The 18,585-nt window shown below is 76.2% G+C and carries 18 protein-coding genes and 1 tRNA gene; 13 read left to right on the forward strand and 6 right to left on the reverse strand.

Features of this window, described 5'->3' with window-relative positions; translation table 11 throughout:
• The first annotated feature begins 195 nt into the window (after positions 1-195).
• Both AC3WUG_RS13665 and AC3WUG_RS13670 read left to right on the forward strand, forming a co-directional pair.
• Positions 196-1,914 (forward strand): HNH endonuclease signature motif containing protein, encoded by a 1,719-nt coding sequence (locus AC3WUG_RS13665; protein WP_492328173.1) that lies wholly within the window; start codon positions 196-198, stop codon positions 1,912-1,914.
• 454 nt (positions 1,915-2,368) lie between these two features.
• Positions 2,369-3,121, forward strand: a complete 753-nt coding sequence (locus tag AC3WUG_RS13670) for an AMP-binding protein (protein ID WP_492328174.1) — start codon at positions 2,369-2,371, stop codon at positions 3,119-3,121.
• Between the two features lie 177 nt (positions 3,122-3,298).
• Here AC3WUG_RS13670 and AC3WUG_RS13675 read toward each other — a convergent pair whose 3' ends face one another.
• The 4 genes from AC3WUG_RS13675 to AC3WUG_RS13690 all read right to left on the reverse strand — a co-directional run bounded on the left by AC3WUG_RS13675 (position 3,299) and on the right by AC3WUG_RS13690 (position 6,473).
• A complete protein-coding gene (locus AC3WUG_RS13675) occupies positions 3,299-4,336 on the reverse strand; it encodes a serine hydrolase domain-containing protein (RefSeq protein WP_492328175.1) in 1,038 nt (345 codons plus the stop codon).
• Positions 4,337-4,478: 142 nt separating this feature from the next.
• A complete protein-coding gene (locus tag AC3WUG_RS13680; protein WP_492328176.1) occupies positions 4,479-5,363 on the reverse strand; it encodes a CPBP family glutamic-type intramembrane protease in 885 nt (294 codons plus the stop codon).
• A 49-nt stretch (positions 5,364-5,412) separates the two neighbouring features.
• On the reverse strand, positions 5,413-5,937 hold the full coding sequence (locus AC3WUG_RS13685) for a YcxB family protein (RefSeq protein WP_492328177.1): 525 nt from the start codon (positions 5,935-5,937) through the stop codon (positions 5,413-5,415).
• Positions 5,938-6,083: 146 nt separating this feature from the next.
• Positions 6,084-6,473 (reverse strand): hypothetical protein, encoded by a 390-nt coding sequence (locus AC3WUG_RS13690; protein ID WP_492328178.1) that lies wholly within the window; start codon positions 6,471-6,473, stop codon positions 6,084-6,086.
• 154 nt (positions 6,474-6,627) lie between these two features.
• Between AC3WUG_RS13690 and AC3WUG_RS13695 the strand changes: the two genes are divergently transcribed.
• A complete protein-coding gene (locus tag AC3WUG_RS13695) occupies positions 6,628-6,930 on the forward strand; it encodes a hypothetical protein (protein ID WP_492328179.1) in 303 nt (100 codons plus the stop codon).
• A 51-nt stretch (positions 6,931-6,981) separates the two neighbouring features.
• Positions 6,982-7,968, forward strand: a complete 987-nt coding sequence (locus tag AC3WUG_RS13700; protein WP_492328188.1) for a Gfo/Idh/MocA family protein — start codon at positions 6,982-6,984, stop codon at positions 7,966-7,968.
• A gap of 79 nt (positions 7,969-8,047) precedes the next feature.
• Here the strand turns inward: AC3WUG_RS13700 and AC3WUG_RS13705 are convergent.
• Positions 8,048-8,123: transfer RNA gene (locus AC3WUG_RS13705), tRNA-Arg, on the reverse strand.
• A 60-nt stretch (positions 8,124-8,183) separates the two neighbouring features.
• Positions 8,184-8,837, reverse strand: coding sequence for a FadR/GntR family transcriptional regulator (locus tag AC3WUG_RS13710; RefSeq protein WP_147795938.1), 654 nt, complete (start codon positions 8,835-8,837; stop codon positions 8,184-8,186).
• A 106-nt stretch (positions 8,838-8,943) separates the two neighbouring features.
• On the opposite strand from AC3WUG_RS13710, the gene AC3WUG_RS13715 reads away from it, so the two are divergent.
• The 9 genes from AC3WUG_RS13715 to AC3WUG_RS13755 form a co-directional block, all read left to right on the forward strand.
• A complete protein-coding gene (locus AC3WUG_RS13715; RefSeq protein ID WP_492328180.1) occupies positions 8,944-10,248 on the forward strand; it encodes an MFS transporter in 1,305 nt (434 codons plus the stop codon).
• Between the two features lie 40 nt (positions 10,249-10,288).
• Positions 10,289-11,968 (forward strand): arginine--tRNA ligase, encoded by a 1,680-nt coding sequence (gene argS / locus AC3WUG_RS13720; protein ID WP_492328181.1) that lies wholly within the window; start codon positions 10,289-10,291, stop codon positions 11,966-11,968.
• Entirely contained in the window at positions 11,965-13,356 is a 1,392-nt protein-coding gene (gene lysA, locus AC3WUG_RS13725) for a diaminopimelate decarboxylase (RefSeq protein ID WP_492328182.1), read from the forward strand. Before argS ends, lysA begins: the two co-directional genes overlap by 4 nt.
• Before the next feature lie 126 nt (positions 13,357-13,482).
• Positions 13,483-14,136 (forward strand): nucleotidyltransferase family protein, encoded by a 654-nt coding sequence (locus AC3WUG_RS13730; protein WP_492328183.1) that lies wholly within the window; start codon positions 13,483-13,485, stop codon positions 14,134-14,136.
• On the forward strand, positions 14,133-14,471 hold the full coding sequence (locus AC3WUG_RS13735; RefSeq protein WP_492328184.1) for a HepT-like ribonuclease domain-containing protein: 339 nt from the start codon (positions 14,133-14,135) through the stop codon (positions 14,469-14,471). The genes AC3WUG_RS13730 and AC3WUG_RS13735 overlap by 4 nt, the downstream gene beginning before the upstream one ends.
• A 240-nt stretch (positions 14,472-14,711) precedes the next feature.
• Positions 14,712-16,034 (forward strand): homoserine dehydrogenase, encoded by a 1,323-nt coding sequence (locus tag AC3WUG_RS13740; RefSeq protein ID WP_492328189.1) that lies wholly within the window; start codon positions 14,712-14,714, stop codon positions 16,032-16,034.
• Positions 16,034-17,125 carry a threonine synthase gene (gene thrC / locus AC3WUG_RS13745; RefSeq protein ID WP_492328185.1) on the forward strand — a complete coding sequence of 364 codons (1,092 nt, stop codon included), beginning with the start codon at positions 16,034-16,036 and terminating at the stop codon, positions 17,123-17,125. The genes AC3WUG_RS13740 and thrC overlap by 1 nt, the downstream gene beginning before the upstream one ends.
• Before the next feature lie 8 nt (positions 17,126-17,133).
• Positions 17,134-18,087 carry a homoserine kinase gene (gene thrB / locus AC3WUG_RS13750; protein WP_492328186.1) on the forward strand — a complete coding sequence of 318 codons (954 nt, stop codon included), beginning with the start codon at positions 17,134-17,136 and terminating at the stop codon, positions 18,085-18,087.
• Positions 18,088-18,331: 244 nt separating this feature from the next.
• A partial coding sequence (locus tag AC3WUG_RS13755; protein WP_492328187.1) for a Rho termination factor N-terminal domain-containing protein occupies positions 18,332-18,585 on the forward strand: 254 nt, incomplete at its 3' end.

The following is an 18,585-nucleotide window of genomic DNA, read 5'->3' on the forward strand; positions in this document are numbered from 1 at the left end:
GGGCGGGCGGGTCGGTGGTCGGTCGGCGGGGAGGCGCGCGGCGGACCGCTCGGTGCTGTGGCGGCGTGCTCGGGCGTGCTCGGGCGTGGTCGTCGTGCGGGCGTCGAGTCGTCCACAGGTGTGGTGACCGTGCGTCGTCCCCAGGGCGCGGTCCGGTCGCCGGGTCGTGTCGGTGGTCGTCGGTAGTGTCGTGCCATGGCATCTGACCTGCAGGAACACCCCGACGGCGACCCGGTCGCCGCCCCGGTGCTGCCGGTCTACGGGCCCGACGGGACGTGCCTGACGGACTTCGGCCCGGACCCCGTCGTCGCCGCGGGTGGGGCGCCGCGGACGGGTGAGCAGCGGCAGATCGAGGCGATCGCGGCGTGCCCGCCCGGGCCCGAGCTGGACGCCTGGCTGCGGGGCCTGGACCCGGACGTGCTGCCCTCGGCGGTCCTGGTCGAGGTGATCGCCGCGCAGACCCGGATCGAGTCCTACCAGCACGCCCGCACCCTCGGCCTGATCGCCGAGCTCGCCTCCCGGGAGGAGATGAGCCCGGAGTGGTCGCCGCTGGCCGGTGCCCCGCCCACGCAGGCGTGCGTGGCCGGCGACGAGCTCGCGATGCGGCTGGGGTGGCCGCGGGTCACGGCGACCAAGACGGTGCACCGGGCCCTGGTGCTCGACGGGATGCTCGGCGCGACCCGGGAAGCGTTGGAAGTCGGTCACCTCGACGCGGGCAAGGCCCAGGTCCTGACCGCAGAGTTGGCGGACCTGTCCTTCCAGGTCGCGCACGCCGTCGAGGACGCGGTCCTGCCCGAGGCCGACCAGTGCTCCGTCGCCGAACTGCGGCAGCGCGTCGAGCGGGAGATCCGCCTGGTCGACCCCGAGGGCGCCGGCGCCCGCCGTGAGCGCGCCCGGTGCACCCGCAAGGTCTCCCACCCCCGCCCCCAGCCGGACGGCATGGCCTCGATGTGGCTGGTGCTGGACGCGGCAGACGCACTGCGGGTCGACGGGGTCCTGACCCACGCCGCCAAGACTGCCAAGGCCCTCGGTGACGACCGCACCCTGGACCAGCTGCGGGCCGACGGCCTCCGGGACCTGGTCGTCGGGGACGTGCCGGAGTCCGACGGCCCGGCGTTCGAGGTTCACCTGGCCCCGGGGCTGCCCGTGCCGCCGGAGCCGCGACGGTCGTGGAACGGGGCGACCTTCACCGACCGGGACGGGGTGGTGCTCACCCGCCCGGTCGAGCCGATCCCGGTCGCGACGCTCACCCCGCTCGACGACGCCGCCACGCACCCGGAGCCCGGCGTGATCGACACCGGTTCGCAGGCCGCGAGGGTCGCGCCCGTGCCCGCGCCCGCGCGTCGCGGCTGCACCCGCTGCTCGGGCCGTCCGGGCGCCGAGGTCCGGATCACGATCCCCGCATCCACCCTGCTCGGGCTGGACGACCAGCCCGCCCACCTCGACGGGCACGGCCCCATCGACGCCGTGCAGGCACGGGCGCTGGCGATCGGCGGGGTCTGGCAGCGCGTCATCACCGACCCCCTCACCGACCGGGTCCTGGACGTCGGACGCGAACGCTACCGACCACCCACCGCCCTCGCAGAACTCATCCGCGTCCGGGACAAGACCTGCGCCGCACCCGGCTGCAGAGTCCCGGCCTGCGCGTGCGAGCTGGACCACACCCAGGAGTTCCACCCTCTGCCGGGCGGTGACCCCGACGCGCCCGTGGGCGGCACCGACGCCGACAACCTCGGACCGGTCTGCCACCGGCACCACCGCCTCAAGACCGACGGAGGCTTCCGGCTCCGGCAGATCGAACCCGGCCTGTTCGAGTGGATCACCCCCACCGGCCACCGCTACCTGACGCGCCCGGGAACCGGGCAGACCCACCACGCCACGGCCGACCCGTACGACGCACCACCTCCCTTCTGAGCGACGAACGGCTCGTCCGGTCCGTGACGCGGCTGTCCGCCTCGCGCCTCGCGCCACACTCCGTTCCCGACAGCACCGGCCGATCCGCGCCAGCACCCGCTGACCGCCTCGGTCCGGGGGAGTCGGTGCCGCAGGCGATCCCCTGCGCGTCCGAGGTCCCCCCGTGCCCGCCACCTGCCGACGGCCCGCGGACACCTCGGGGTCGGTCGTCCGGCCGATCTCCCGGGCGCGTTCGTCCTCCTGCGGTCGTGGAGCTACCGCGGCGGACGTAGGCGCGATCCCTCCCGGGGGATGACGACGCGAGGTGCCCGGGCGGGGGACGGTGGGAGCACGTCGCCGGACCTGCCGGCTGAGCGTTCGAGGAGGCACCGTGACCGGTCTCGATCCCGCGGACCGCACCCTCGATGCGGCTCCCGAACGTCGGTCCGGGTCCGCGACCTCCAGGGACCGGGGCGTGACCACCGACCGGGACGTCGGCGCCGACCGGGGCGTCACCACCCGTCGGAGCGCCGCCTCCGGCGGGAGCGTGCGTGCCGACCGTGCGATCCGACTCGCCTCGGCCCTGCACTCCGCGGGGGTGCGGGCGAACCACCGGGTGTCGCTGGTGCTCGGGCCGGGCCCCGCGCGGTCGGCGACGGTCGCGGCCTGCCTCCGGCTCGGTGCGGTCGTGGTCGCGGCCAGTCCCGACCTGCCTGATGCCGAGGTCGTGTCCGCGCACGCTGCGGCCCGCCCCGACGTCGTTGTGGGGGACAGAGACGGGCTGCGCCTGGTTCGGCGCCTGCGCGGACCCGCGCTGTGGCTGGCGGCCGACCGACCGCGGTTGGCGGACCGGTTCGTAGGAGGGGCACTCCCGCTCGTCGACCTGGTGACGCGGCACCTGCTCGTGGCCCTGCCCCCGGCGCCGGACCCGCGCGGCGACGCGGCGCTGCTGTTCGTGCCGTCGGACCGCCCGGGCGAGGGGCCGCTCGGGGTGCACTGGACGCACGAGGACCTCGAGGCGCTCGCCGGGGCGTCGGGCAACGCCGGAAGCGCCCCGTGGGAGGTCGACGGTGTTGCTCCGGGTCCGGGGCGGAGGTCGGCTCCGCGCAGCGCCCGGGCCGCGTCGGTGCCGCTCGCGCTCGACGTGCTCCACGCGGCCGGGGGCTGGCGGCACCGGCACGCGGGCACCGGAGCATTGGCGCCGGTCCGTCGGCCGGCGCTGGTCTAGTCGCCCGTCGCCCCGGTCCGTCCGGCCCCTCGGGGAGCAGCCGTTCGGGCCGCAGTCGCGGGACCAGTCGACCGGGCCGCAAGTCGCGGGACCAGTCGACCGGGCCGCGGTCGCGGGGTCAGCCGACCGGGCCGCGGTCGGGGGTCGGTCGACCGGGCCGCGGCCGGGCTGCCGGGGTTACCGCCACCCGCGGCCGTCCGCCACCGTGGCGACCGTCATCCCCACGACGGACGCGTCCTGCCCCACCCCGGGATCGGCCGCGACCACGACCGCCACCGCGCCGCCCGCCGCCGGGTACCAGCGGAGCTGGCACTGGAACCCGACACCCCACCCCTGGGTCATGACGCACGGGCGCCCGGGTGCCCCGAACGGGAAGACGCCGAGCCCGACGCCCAGGCCGCCCGGGTCGCGGGCGAGCGCGGCCCCCTGGTCGGCGTCGAGCAGGACCCCGCCCCGGCCGTCGAGGGCTCGGCCGACGTCGTCGAGCAGGACGGCCAGGTCCGCAGCCGAGGCCCACAGGCCCGAGGCGGCGAGGCCGGCGTAGTGCGCCCGTGTGCCGGCGACCCCGCGGCCGTCGGCGTGGTGGCCCGCCGCGGCCGACCCGACGAGGCGGGCGACGACGGCCGCGCGCGGACCGGTGACCTCGGCCGCCGCCTCCCCGGCCCAGAAGCCGGTCGACGAGAGCCCGAGCGGGGCGGCCACCTCGCGGTGCAGGACGTCGGCGAACGACTCGCCCGTAGCGACCTCGACGGCGCGCTCGACGACGCAGTAACCGGCATCGGAGTACGCGAAGCCGGTACCCGGCTCGGCCGTGACCCGGACCGGGCCGACGTGCGCCGCGGTGGTCCCCGCGAGGACGTCCGCGGTCGGCGGGACACGGCCGGCGGACGGCTCGAACGCGCCCGGCGGGTCGACGACGCCGCCGCGGTGCCGGAGCAGCTGCCGGAGGGTCGGGCCGGTCCGGCCGGGCACGTCGAGCGGGACGAGCGCGCGCACGTCGGCGTCGAGGTCGAGCACGCCGCGAGCAGCGAGGCGGAGGACGCCGACCGCGGTGACCGCCTTCGCGGCTGAGCACAGGTGGACGGGCGTGGTCGCGGTCGCGGGGACCCGCTCGGCGAGGTCGGCGTACCCGGCGATGTCGATGACCGGTGGCCGGCCGTCCTCGACGACGACGGTGACGAGGGCGGGGGTGGCTGAGGGCGGTGCGGCGGTCAACGAGGGCTCCGGGAGGTCGGGTGCGACCCGCGGTCCTCGCCCTGGACGCGGCTGTGCCGAGGACGCTAGCGGCGCCCACCGACACGCGCGCGGGTCGAGCCCGTCCCGCGCTCGACCCGTCCCGCGCTCGGCTGTCGCGGGCTCAGCCCGGCGCGGTGACGAAGACGTCGAGCAGCTCCGGGTGGTGCGCGTGCACGAGGACGCCGAACACCACGAGGTCGAACAGCAGGTGCACCGCGACGACGTAGGGCAGGGAGGTGCTGCGCGCGAAGATCCACCCCTGCACCAGGGCGAACGGCACGGTGAGCAGCGGCCCCCACTCGCGGTAGCCGAGCTCCCAGAGGAAGGACACGAAGACCACCGACTGCAGGACGTTGGCGGTCCACAGCCCGAGGTGCCGTCTCAGGAGGGCGAAGACGGTGCAGATGAAGAAGAGCTCGTCCCAGATGCCGACCGCGTTGACGCCCACGAACAGCCGTGCGATGTCCTGCCCGCCGTCGAGGTCCGGCCAGTTCCGGTAGGCCCCGGAGCCGATGAAGTAGAACGGCAGGACGAGGTAGCCGATCACGACGACCGCGGCGAGGTACGCCCACTGCCAGCGCGCCCAGCGCCGGCCCGTGGCGACGGGGAACCGGATGGTCCGCTGCCCGAACAGGTACCGGGAGAGCGCCCACGGCACGAGGACGGCGAGGGACAGGGCGACGGTGAACCGCGCCATGCCGGCGTCGGAGAGGTCCGCCTTCAGCGAGATGGCCGAGACGATCGCCATGCCGGTGCCGATCAGGGCCAGGTCCCGTCCGAGCGCCCGGTCGACGGCGAGGCCGAGGGCGACGCCGAGCACGAGGGGCACGTACCCGAGCGGCCGGACGTGCACGGCGAAGATCAGGACGGCGGCGCCGCACACGAGGGCGGCGGCGAGCAGCCGCGCCGGCGAGCCGATGTCCCACGACGCGCGCGCGGGCTCCGGGGCGGCGCCGCGCGCGGCGGTCGGCGGTGTCGCGGGCGTGGCCGCGGCGGAGGAGGTCACCTCGGCACGGTGCCACGGGCGGCTCGCGCCGGCCAGGCGAGCGGCCGGGTCAGCGCGCGCGGACGGGCTCGCCGAGCGCGGCGGCGAGGACGGTGCGCAGTGCGTCCGCCTCTCCGGGCGCGGTGGCTCGCTTCGGCAGCGGGAGCACGGAGGTGCGCCGACCGCGGGAGAGGGTGAGGAGGTACTGGGCGTCGGTCTCGAGGACGCCGGAGAACGCAGACCACCGGTACGCGGAGGCGACGTCGCCGATCGTCAGGCTCAGGCCCTCGCCGGGCACCACCTCGGCGGTGTGCTCGGCGCGCAGGCGCGGATCGCTGCGCCACGACAACCGCGCGGCGAGCCGGTGCACGGGCAGCACCACGAACGCCAGCAGCAGGACGACGATCACCAGCCAGGGGAGGAGGGGCTGCCACGCGGTCCAGCTCCCTGCCACCACGGCGAGGCCGCCGAGCAGGAGGGCACCGGCTCGCCGGCGGCGGCGCAGCCGCAGCAGCACGCGGAGCGCGTCGGCGAGCTCGGCGCGGTCGGGCTGCCACGCCAGCCGCAGCACGGGCGGAGCGGTCGCACCGGGCACGGGCCCTCCTTCAGGACGCGCGGGGCGTCGCCCCGGGCGTGAGTGTGCCGCGGGTCAGGCCGGCCCGGAGGGCGAACCGGCCCGCCTCACCCGAACGGCGGCCCTGGCCACCCGGCGGGGTGGTGGCTCGCTCGGGGCGGGCCCGGTCAGGGCGCGAGGAACGGGAGGCCGGCGAGGAAGACGAGCAGCGCGCCGAACAGCCCGCCGCTCATCCGCAGCATGTCGCGCCTCCCGCGCGGGGAGCGGTCGTACCGCGTGCGCGTCCGCCGCGCGACCGCCGCCGCCAGCAGGAGGAGAGCGGCCGCACCGAGCGGGCGCCAGGACGCCGCGCTGACGGCGACCACGACCTCGACGACCGCGAGCACCGCGGCTACCCACGAGAACAGCTCCGCGCGCCAGGAGAACCAGTCCGAGCCGTCGCCCGCACGGCGGGCCAGGCCGCGCGGGTCGGCGGGGTCGACGTGCGCCTCGCCCGGCGCGAGCGGCTCCCGGTGCTCCACGAGGCCCGGGATCGACGGCGGGCGGCGGCGGGGCACGTGCCGACGGTACCGGCCGGGCCGTGACGCCGGGTCAAGCCGGCGCCAAAGTCCTCACAAGTGCCCTGGTGGCGGCCGATCGTACGATCTGGGTGGCATGCGCTTCCCCTCGCGCAGCGCCGCGCACCCGACCCCGCCCCCGGAAGGACCCCCTGTGCTGCGACCGACCCGGATCCTGCTGCGCGACGGCGCGACCCGCGCCCTGCTGCGCGCGGTCGACCTGCGCGGCCACACGGTCCGCATCGAGGGCACCGGGGGGAGCCTGCGCGTCGAGGACGCGACGACGGAGACGCTGCTGGTCGACGCCCCGATGGCGCGCCTGGAGCTCATCGACGGCGAGTCGATCCACTACGAGGGAGCGGGCCGGGTGCTCGACCAGCGGGAGCTGCGGCACCTGCGGATCACCCTGGAGTTCAGCGAGCCGGCGTCCCGCTCGCTCCCGCGCGCCCCGCGCTGACCCGGGCGGCGGTCCGGACCGCCCCTTCGCCCGGGGGATGATCTCCGGGTGATGCGTCTCGGGGTCGTCGGTGCAGGTGCCATGGTGGCGGAGTTCCTGGAGCGGGCAGCGCCGCGAGTCCCGGGCCTGGAGGTGGTGGGCGTGCTCGCCCGCCCGCGGTCGCTCGACCGGGCGCGGGAGCTCGCCGCCCGCACGGGCGTGCCGCTCGTGACGGACAGCCTGGACGAGCTCTGCGCAGCCGGGATCGACACCCTCTACGTCGCCGTGCCGAACGCCGCGCACGTCGCCTACGCCCGCGAGGGCCTGGAGCGCGGGCTGCACGTGGTCGTCGAGAAGCCGATGACGAGCACCGTCGACGAGGCGCTGGACCTGCGCCGGCTGGCCGAGGAGCGCGGGCTCTTCCTGTTCGAGGCGATCACGACGATCCACCTGGCCGCGTTCGCCCAGGTGCGGGCGTGGCTGCCGCGGATCGGCGACGTGAAGCTGGTGCAGAGCCAGTACAGCCAGTACTCGCGGCGGTACGACGCGTTCCGGGCGCGGGAGGTCCCGCCGGCGTTCGACCCGGAGCAGTCCGGCGGTGCCCTGATGGATCTCGGGCTCTACAACCTGCACTTCGTGCTGGGCCTGTTCGACGAGCCGGAGCGGGCTGCCTACACCGCGAACGTCGAGCGGGGCATCGACACCAGCGGCGTGCTGGTGCTGCGCTACCCGGGGTTCGTCGCGACCTGCACGCAGGCGAAGGACTCCGCCGGGCCGCAGGGCGGGCTGATCCAGGGCACCGCGGGCCGGATCACGACGTCGATGTCGCCGAACCTGGTCGGGGCGGTGACCCTCGAGCTGGCCGACGGGACCGTGGAGACGGTCGACGACGGCCTGGCGGGGGACCGGCTCGCGACGGAGTTCCGCGCGTTCGTCCGTGCCGTCGAGGAGGACGACCGGGCCGCCGCGTCCGCCTGGCTGGACCGGAGCGTGGCGGTCAGCCGGGTGCAGACCGCGGCGCGGCTGGCCGCGGGGATCCGGTTCCCGGCGGACGGCTGACGCGCCGCGCCGCCCGACCGGACGCCCGGCGCCGGGGACGACGCAGGCCCGGTCCCTCGACGGGGCCGGGCCTGCGTGCTGGTGCCCTCGATAGGATTCGAACCTACGACCTTCTGCTCCGGAGGCAGACGCTCTATCCACTGAGCTACGAGGGCGGGGTACCGCCGCACGCCGACCGGCGAACCAGCGGCGCGGTGCACGAGACTACCAGGCTCTCAGTCCTCCCCGAGCAGCCCCGACAGGTAGACGCTGGTCTCGTCGACGGCCCGCACGTCGTCGCCCGCCGCGATCGCCTCGACGAGCCCGTCGTGGTTGTCGCCGTCCTGCAGGATCTGCGCGAAGTTGAACCGGATGTTGTCGGTGATCGCGTCGATGAGGTTCTCGTAGAGCGACAGCAGCACCGGGTTCCGCGCCGCCCGGGCGATCGCGCGGTGCAGCGCGAGGTCGGCCGCGACCATCCGGTCGAGCGCGCCCGACCGGTACGCCTCGGCGCGCTGGTCGCGCAGGCGGGTGATGGCCGCCACGTCGGCGGTGGTGCGGCGGCGGGCGGCGAGCCGGGCGGCCTCGACCTCCAGGCTGCGCCGGACCTCGATCACGTCCCGCTGCCGGGCGTCGGCGATCTGCCGGCCCATGCTCACGGCCAGCTCGGAGGTGGACAGCACGTAGGTGCCCGAGCCCTGCCGCCGCTCGACGAGCCCGGCGTGCACCAGCGACTGGACCGCCTCGCGGACGGTGTTGCGACCGACGCCGAGCAGCTCGACCAGCGCGGGCTCCGGCGGGATGCGGGTGCCGACCGGCCAGTCGCCCGAGGTGATGCGCGCCCGGAGCTGCGCCACCGTCGCGTCGATGAGTCCGGTGCGTCGCGTCATGCGGAGTAGTCTCCCTGGTCAGTTGTGCCGCGATTCAACACGACCGGGGCACCCGTCCGCCAGCGCCCGCCGACGCGCGCAGTCTCCCGTGCAGAACCGAGGCCGCATGTCGACCACCACCCCGCCCGCCGGTCCCGTCGCGCCCTGGCGCGGTCGCCGCGTCGTGCTGCTCGGTGTGGTGCTGGTCGCGCTGAACCTGCGGATCGCCGTCGCGTCGGTGTCGCCGATCCTCGACCTGGTCCGCGCCGACGTCGCGCTCTCGCCGACGGAGGCGGGCCTGCTGGGCACGATCCCGGTGGCGTCGTTCGCGGCGTTCGGGTCGCTCACCCCGGTGCTCGCGCGCCGGGTCGGGCTGGAGCCGCTGCTGGTCGCGGCGATGCTGCTGTCGGTGACGGGCGAGGTCGTGCGGTCCACGTCGACGTCGGCGGTCGGGTTCCTCGGCTGGTCGGTCATCGCGCTGGCCGGCATGGGCATGGGCAACGTGCTGCTGCCCCCGGTGGTGAAGCGGTACTTCCCGGACCGGATCGGCGTGGTCACCTCGATCTACTCGGTGACGATGTCGTTCAGCACGGCGCTGCCCGCGCTGCTGGCGCTCCCCGTGGCGGAGCGGCTGGGCTGGCGGACGGCGCTGTCGGTGTGGGCGGTCGTCGGCGTGCTGGCGGCGGTGCCGTGGGTCGTGGTGATCGTCCGGTCCACCGCCGCGCGGGCGCACCTGTCCGGCCTGCTGCGCCGGGCGCCCGCGACGACGCCCGCGCTGACGTCGCGGCACCGGTCGGGCGGCCGGGTGTGGCGCAGCCCGCTGGCGTGGGGCATGGCGATCACGTTCGCGATGAACTCGCTCGACTCGTACGTGATGTTCGCGTGGCTGCCGCAGATCCTGGTGGACGGCGGGACGTCGGCGCACGCGGCCGGGGTGTGGCTGTCGGTGTTCGCGATCCTCGGGCTGCCGCCGGCGCTGATCGCGCCGATCGCCGCGTCCCGGATGCGGAACCCGATCGGGCTGGTCGTCGTGTTCGTGACCTGCTGGGCCGTGTCGTACGTCGGGCTGCTGGTGTCGCCGGGCGGGCCCGTGTGGCTGTGGGTGCTGCTCGGCGGGATCGGGCCGGGCGCGTTCCCGGTGCTGCTGGCGCTGATCAACCTGCGCACGCGGACGTCGGCGGGCGCGGCCTCGCTGTCCGGGTTCACGCAGGGCGTCGGGTACGCGATCGCCGGCACCGGGCCGCTGCTGGTCGGTGCGCTGTACGACGCGACCGGCACGTGGACCGCGGCGCTGCTGTTCCTGCTCGGGACGCTGGTGGTGCTGCTCGGCGCCGCGACCGTGGCGTGCCGGCCGGTGATGCTGGAGGACACCTGGGGGCCGCGGCGGCCGGCCGGCCCGGGCCCGGCGGACCCCGCCGCGCCGCCCGCCTGACCGGTTCGGGGGAGCCCCGGCGCGTCGCTACGCTTGTCCGGTGACCCCCGCTGAGCTCTCCGAGTCCCTGCGCGCCGCCCTCGCGGGCGCCGTCGCCGACGGGACCTTCGCCCTGGACGCCGCCGACCTGCCCGCCACCGTGCACGTGGAGCGACCCCGGCAGCGCGAGCACGGCGACTGGGCGACCAACGTCGCGCTGCAGCTCGCGAAGAAGGCCGGGACCAACCCGCGCACCTTCGCCGAGGAGCTCGCGCGCCGGCTGGCGGACGCCCCGGGCGTCGCGAAGGTCGACGTGGCCGGGCCCGGCTTCCTCAACATCACGCTGGACGCGGCCGCCGCGGGCGAGCTCGCGCGCTCGGTCGTCGAGGCCGGCCCCGCCTACGGCCGCAACGAGACGCTGGCCGGCGAGTCGATCAACCTCGAGTTCGTCTCCGCGAACCCGACGGGCCCGATCCACATCGGCGGCGTGCGCTGGGCCGCGGTGGGCGACAGCCTGGCGCGGGTGCTGGAGGCGTCCGGCGCGCGCGTCGCCCGGGAGTACTACTTCAACGACCACGGCGCGCAGATCGACCGGTTCGCCCGCTCGCTGCTCGCCCGCGCGAAGGGCGAGGAGGCGCCGGAGGACGGCTACGGCGGCCAGTACATCGCCGACATCGCCGACGCGGTGATCGCCCAGGCCGCCGCGGCCGGCGAGCCCGACCCGCGCACGCTGCCCGACGCCGAGGCGCAGGAGGCGTTCCGCGCGCGCGGCGTCGACCTCATGTTCGGCGAGATCAAGCAGGCGCTGCACGACTTCGGCGTCGACTTCGACGTGTACTTCCACGAGGACACGCTGCACGAGACCGGCGCCGTCGACCGCGCCGTGGCCCGGCTGCGCGAGAACGGCCACATCTTCGAGGCGGACGGCGCCACCTGGCTGCGCACCACCGACTTCGGCGACGACAAGGACCGGGTCATCATCAAGTCCGACGGGGACGCCGCGTACATCGCGGGCGACCTCGCGTACTACCTGGACAAGCGCGAGCGCGGCTTCGACCGCGTCATCATCATGCTCGGCGCGGACCACCACGGGTACATCGGCCGGATGATGGCCATGTGCGCCGCGTTCGGTGACACCCCCGGGGTCAACCTGGAGATCCTCATCGGGCAGATGGTCAACCTGCTCAAGGACGGCCAGCCGATGCGCATGAGCAAGCGCGCGGGCACCGTCGTCACGCTCGAGGACCTGGTGGACGCCGTCGGCGTCGACGCCGCCCGGTACTCGCTCGCCCGGTCGTCCGCGGACTCGTCGATCGACCTCGACCTCGACCTGCTCGCGAGCGCGAAGAACGAGAACCCGGTGTTCTACGTGCAGTACGCGCACGCCCGCACCTGCGCGGTCGGCCGGAACGCCGCCGACGCCGGGGTGCGCCGCGAGGACGGCTTCGACGCGTCGCTGCTCGACCACCCGACGGAGTCGGCGCTGCTGGGCAAGATCGCCGAGCTGCCGCGGATCGTCGCCCAGGCGGCCGAGCTGCGCGAGCCGCACCGCGTCGCCCGGTACCTGGAGGAGCTCGCCGGGGCGTACCACAAGTGGTACGACCAGCGCCGCGTCCTGCCGTTCGGCGACGAGGAAGTGTCCGACGTGCACCGCACCCGCCTGTGGCTGAACGACGCGACCCGCCAGGTGCTCGCGAACGGGCTGGCGATGCTCGGCGTGAGCGCCCCGGAGCGCATGTGACCGGCGGCCCGACCGCCGCGCCGGCCCCGCTCGGCCTGCCCTGGCCCGCCTCCGCGGGTCGCGGCGCCGACGGGGCCGTGCGCGTCGCGGGGGTGGACCTGCGCGACCTCGCGGCGGAGCAGGGCACGCCGGCGTACGTGCTGGACGAGGACGACTTCCGGGCGCGCGCCCGGGCGCTGCGGACCGCGTTCGAGGCCGCGTTCGCGGAGGTCGGCGCCGGCGTCGACGTCTACTACGCGGGCAAGGCGTTCCTGTCCGTCGCCGTCGCGCGGTGGGCGCACGAGGAGGGGCTGCGGGTCGACACCTCGACGGGCGGCGAGCTCGCCGTCGCGCTGCGGGCCGGCGTGCCGGGCGCGGACCTCGGCCTGCACGGCAACAACAAGTCGGACGTGGAGATCGCCCGGGCGCTCGACGCGGGCGTGGGCCGGATCATCGTCGACTCCCTCGGCGAGGTCGAGCGGGTGGCCGAGGCGGTCCGCGCGCGCGGCGCCGGCGCCGCGCCGGCGCCCGTGATGGTCCGGGTCACCACCGGCGTGCACGCGGGCGGGCACGAGTACATCTCCACCGCGCACGAGGACCAGAAGTTCGGCCTGTCGGTCGCGACGCCCGCCGACGGCGGCGACAGCCCGGCGCTGACGGCCCTCCAGCTCGTGCTGCGGCACCCCGAGCTGCGGCTCCTCGGCATCCACTCGCACATCGGCTCGCAGATCCTCGACCCCGCGGGGTTCGCGGTCGCGGCGCAGTTGGTGCTCGGGCTGCGCGCCGACCTGGCCGCGCGCACCGGGTACCTGGTGCCGGAGGTCGACCTCGGCGGCGGGTTCGGCATCGCCTACCTCCCGGGCGAGGTCCCGCTCGACGTCGATCGGATCGCGAAGGAGATCGCCGCGGCGGTCGACGCGACCTGCGCCGCGCTCGGCACGCCGCTGCCGCGGCTGTCGTTCGAGCCGGGGCGCGCGATCGTCGGCCCCACCACGCTGACGCTGTACACCGTGGGCACCGTGAAGCCCGTCTCGCTCGACGAGGGCCGGTCCCGGCTGTACGTCTCCGTCGACGGCGGGATGAGCGACAACATCCGCCCCGCCCTGTACGGCGCGCACTACCACGCGGCGATCGTGTCGCGGGAGGGCGCCGCCGAGACGGTGCTCGCGCGGGTGGTCGGCAAGCACTGCGAGAGCGGCGACATCGTCGTGCACGAGGTGCAGCTGCCCGCCGACGTGGCGGCGGGCGACCTGCTCGCGGTCGCGGCGACCGGGGCGTACGGGCGGTCGATGGCCTCGAACTACAACCACGTCCCTCGGCCGCCGGTGGTCGCGGTGCGCGACGGGGCGACGCGGGTGCTGGTCCGCCGCGAGACCGAGGACGACCTGCTGGCGCTCGACCTGGGCTGAGCCGTGCCCGCGGTCACCGCCGTCCCCGCGGTCACCGCCGTCCCCGCGGGCGGCGCTGGGTAGGTGGCCGGGCGCCGGTTGAGTGCTCCGTGCCGTCGATAGCGTCTGCTATCGGAGGTGATGAGGATGGTCGACGGGGACCAGGACGGGACGGCGACGGCGGTCGAGGCGGCGTTCGGCGCATACCTCGGGGAGGCCGCGGCGCGAGCCGACCGGCTGCGGGCCGAGGCGGCGCGCGGGCTCGTGCTCGCGGTCCGGCAGGCGGCGGACCGCGGGTGGAGCCAGCGGCGGATCGCGGCGGCGCTCGGGCGGAGCCAGCCGGAGGTGGCGCGGCTGCTGCGGCGCGTGGACGCGGTGCCGCCGACGGTGGACGTCGTGCCGGCGAGGAGCGAGGTGGTGGTCGACGGGGCGCCGCGGGACGGGCACGGCGGGCCGACGGCGAGCGGGCACGGCGGGGCGCCGCCGGGGGAGCGGGCGGACGGGTCGCCGCCCGAGACCGTGCTGAACCGGGTGCTCGGCCGGCAGCGGGACGCGATCGTCGCGGCGGCGGGGCGGCACGGGATGTCGAACGTCCGGGTCTTCGGCTCGGTCGCGCGCGGTGAGGACGGGCCGGAGTCGGACGTGGACCTGCTCGTCGACCTGGAGCCGGGGGTCAGCCTGCTCGACCTCGCGCGCCTGGAGGTCGAGCTCACGGACCTCCTGCGGCGACCCGTCGACCTGGTCCCCGCGCGGATGCTCAAGCCGCGGGTCGCACGCACGGTGGAGGCGATCGCGCTGTGAGGCGGACGACGACCGATCTGGCGGACGACGCGCTCGAGCACCTCGCCCTGATCCGGCGCTACGTCGACGAGTACGGGCTCGACGAGGAGGTGGCGCTCGACGCCGTCGCGCTCCACCTCTCCAGCGCGCTCGACTGCATCGGGAAGATGCCCGACGCGGATCGCGACGCCGCGTGCGACAGCGCGTGGCCGCACATCCGTTCCCTGCGGAACCGGATCGCGCACGGGTACCTCTGGATCGATGCGGACGTCGCGCGGGACGTCGTCCGCGAGCACCTCGCCGGCACGGAACGGCGGCTCGTGGTGCTCGCGGCTCGCCCGGAGCCGGACGACTGACGCGCGGTACCGGGTCGGACGACCTCGAGCCGTCGCGGCCGCCACGCCCACGGTGTGGATACCCGGCCGCCCGCCGAGGGCGCGCCCCTATCCTGTGGTCCGGTCGGGCGCCGCTGCGCCGGACCCCCACCCCAGCAGGCCCGGAGCACCGGGCGTGATCGGAAGGTGCACGCGGTGACCGCACGCGACGAGTCCGTCAGCCCCACCTCGCCCGCCCCGGGCGCGGCCGCCCGCCCCGCGGTGCGCGTCGCGCTGCTCGGCTGCGGCGTCGTCGGCACGGAGGTCGTCCGGCTGCTCACGACGCAGGCGTCCGACCTCGCCGCGCGGGTCGGTGCGCCGCTGGAGCTCGTCGGGGTGGCGGTGCGCGACGTCGAGGCGCCGCGCGACCCGGTCGTGGACCGTGCGCTGCTCACGGCCGACGCCGAGGGGCTGGTCGCGAAGGCCGACGTCGTGGTGGAGGTCGTCGGCGGCATCGAGCCCGCCCGCGGGCTGCTGCTCCGCGCGATCGAGCACGGCGCCGCGGTGGTCACGGCCAACAAGGCGCTGCTGGCCGAGGACGGCCCGACGCTCTACCAGGCCGCCGACGCCGCGGGCGTGGACCTGTACTTCGAGGCCGCGGTCGCCGGCGCGATCCCGCTGGTGCGGCCGGTGCGCGAGTCGCTCACCGGCGACCGGGTGCACCGCGTGCTCGGCATCGTGAACGGCACGACCAACTACGTGCTGGACCGGATGGCGACCGAGGGCCTCGACCTGGCGGACGCCGTGGCCGAGGCCCAGGCGCTGGGCTACGCCGAGGCCGACCCGACCGCGGACGTCGAGGGCTTCGACGCCGCGGCGAAGGCCGCGATCCTCGCCTCGCTCGCGTTCCACACCCGGGTGTCGATCGACGACGTCGACCGCCAGGGCATCATGCAGGTCACGGCCGACGACGTGGCGTGGGCCGCGCGCACCGGGCACGTGATCAAGCTGCTGGCGATCGCGGACCGGCGCAGGACCGAGGACGGCGCCGAGGGCGTCCAGGTGCGGGTGCACCCGGCGCTGGTGCCGCTCGGCCACCCGCTCGCGGGTGTGCGCGGCGCCTTCAACGCGGTGTTCGTCGAGGCGGAGGCCGCCGGCGAGCTCATGTTCTACGGCCGCGGCGCGGGCGGCGCCCCGACGGCGAGCGCCGTGCTCGGCGACGTCGTGTCCGCCGCCCGGCACCGGGTGCACGGCGGGCGCGGTCCCGCCGAGTCCTGGTACGCCGCGCTGCCGGTGCTGCCCGCCGAGTCGGCGCGCACGCGGTACCAGGTGCGGCTCGACGTCGACGACCGGCCGGGCGTGCTCGCGCACGTGTCCGCGGTCCTCGCCGAGCACGGGGTGTCGATCGAGGCCGTGCGGCAGTCGCCCGCCGACGCCGCGCCCGCCGACGCCACCGCGGCCGGCGACGACGCACCGGGCGTCGCCCGCCTGGTCATCACCACGCACGAGGCGCCGGAGGCCGCGCTGGCCGCCACCGTCGCCGCGATCCGCGACCTCGCCTCCGTGCGCGAGGTCGTGTCCGTCCTGCGAGTCGAGGGAGCCTGATGGCACACCAGTGGCGCGGCGTGATCCGCGAGTACGCCGACCGGCTGCCGGCGCACGTCCAGCAGCGCGTCGTCACGCTGGGCGAGGGCGGCACGCCGCTCGTCGAGGCCCCCGCGCTGTCGACGCTGACCGGGGCCGAGGTGTTCGTCAAGGTCGAGGGGATGAACCCGACGGGCTCGTTCAAGGACCGCGGGATGACGACCGCGATGTCCGCCGCGGCGGGCCGCGGCGCCAAGGCCGTCGTGTGCGCGTCGACCGGGAACACCTCCGCGTCGGCCGCCGCGTACGCCACCGCCGCCGGCATGGTCTGCGCGGTGCTCGTCCCGGACGGCAAGATCGCGATGGGCAAGCTGAGCCAGGCGGTCGCCCACGGCGCGACGCTGCTGCAGGTCGACGGCAACTTCGACGACTGCCTGGTGGCGGCGCGCAAGCTCGCCGAGGCGTACCCGGTCGAGCTGGTCAACTCCGTGAACCCGGACCGCATCGAGGGCCAGAAGACCGGCGCGTTCGAGATCGTCGACGCGCTCGGCGACGCGCCCGACATCCACGCGCTGCCCGTCGGCAACGCCGGCAACATCACCGCGTACTGGAAGGGCTTCCGCGAGTACGCGGGCCTGGACGGCGGCGCGGACCTCGACCCGGTCGCGACGCACACCCCGGCGATGTGGGGCTTCCAGGCCGCCGGGGCCGCGCCGATCGTGCACGGCTACCCGATCACCGAGCCCGAGACGATCGCGACCGCGATCCGGATCGGCAACCCGGCCTCGTGGACGCAGGCCGAGGCGGCCCGCGACCTGTCCGGCGGGCTGATCGAGGCCGTCACGGACGACGAGATCCTGCACGCGCACCGGGTGCTGTCGGCGCAGGTCGGCGTGTTCGTCGAGCCCGCCTCGGCGGCGGGCGTCGCCGGCATCCTGCGCCTCGCCCAGGAGGGCCGCGTGCCCGCCGGCGCGCGGATCGTCGTGACGGTCACGGGCCACGGCCTCAAGGACCCGCAGTGGGCGCTGCGCACCGCGGACGGCACGGAGGTCGAGACCACCCGGGTGCGCCCCGACGTGGTGGAGATCGCCGCCGCGCTCGGCCTCGGCTGAGGTCCGCCGTGCGACTGGGTGCCGACCGGGCGCGGGTGCGCGTCCCGGCGACGAGCGCGAACCTCGGACCGGGGTTCGACGCGCTGGGCCTCGCGCTCGCGCTGCACGACGAGGTCGAGGTGCGCGCGCTCGGCTCTGCCGACGTCGTGGTCGACGCCGTGGGGGAGGGCGCCGACGAGGTGCCGTCGGGCGACGACCACCTCGTCGTCCGCGCGCTGCGGCACGCGCTCGACCACGTCGGCGCGCCGCAGACCGGCCTGCACCTGACCTGCCGCAACAGGATCCCGCACGGCCGGGGCCTCGGGTCGTCGGCGGGTGCCGTGGTCGCGGGCCTGCTCGCCGCCCGCGCGCTCGTGGCCGAGCCGGAGTCGCTGGACGACGACGTCGTGCTGCGGCTGGCGACCGAGCTCGAGGGGCACCCCGACAACGCGGCGCCGGCGCTGCTCGGCGGCGCGACGGTGGCCTGGTCCGAGGGCGCCGACACGGTGCGCGCGGCCCGGCTCGCGGTGCACCCGGACGTCGTGCCGGTCGCGGTGGTGCCGTCGAGCAGGCTGTCGACCTCGCACGCCCGCGGCGTCCTGCCCGCGCAGGTGCCGCACGGCGACGCCGCGTTCCAGGCGGGTCGCGCCGCGCTGCTGGTCGAGGCGCTGGGGCGCCGCCCGGACCTGCTGCTGCCCGCGACCGAGGACCGGCTGCACCAGGGCTACCGCCGCCCGGTCATGGCCGAGAGCCTGGCGCTCGTGGACGCGCTGCGCGCCCGGGGCGTCGCGGCGGTCGTGTCCGGCGCCGGACCGACGGTGCTCGTGCTCGCGCGCGCGACCGGGGGGCCGGGCGGGGACGGGACCCGGGCCACCGACGCGGACGACGCGCTGCAGCAGGTGTTCGGCGGGGTGATGGGCGGCTGGCGCATCGTCCCGCTCGCGATCGACACCGCGGGCGGGGAGGCCCGGAGACTGCCCTGATCGAGGCGGCCCGGTGGTATGCTGGGCGCCGTTCCCCGGGCCTCGTCCTGACATCCGCTCAGCCTTTTTCCGGTGCAGCGTCGCTCAGGAGATCCGAGCCCGGGAGCGATCCAGCCCACGCGAGTCGACGCGATCGGCGCGACCCGTGCGGCTTCACCGACGCGACGACCCCGAGACGGGGCCGGACGCGGACCGCGCGCCCCGACCGTGGGCGGTGGTCCCCGACGAGGGGGAAGGGTCCTTCGTGACAGACACCATCGAGCCGGCCGTGAGCAGCGCCTCCAGCGGCTCCGCCCGTGGTGGCGCCGTGTCCGCCATGCGCATGCCGGAGCTCCAGGCCCTGGCGGCCGAGCTCGGCGTGACCGGGACCTCCCGGATGCGCAAGAGCGACCTGGTCGACGCCATCCAGGCCAAGCGCGCCGGCGGCGGCGAGCGCCCCGCCGGCCGCACCCGCCGTGCGGCGACGCGCGACGCCGGCCGGCCCGACGCCGCGGCTGC

It is taken from the genome of Cellulomonas sp. EB106-03-03-XG116, from assembly GCF_058792015.1.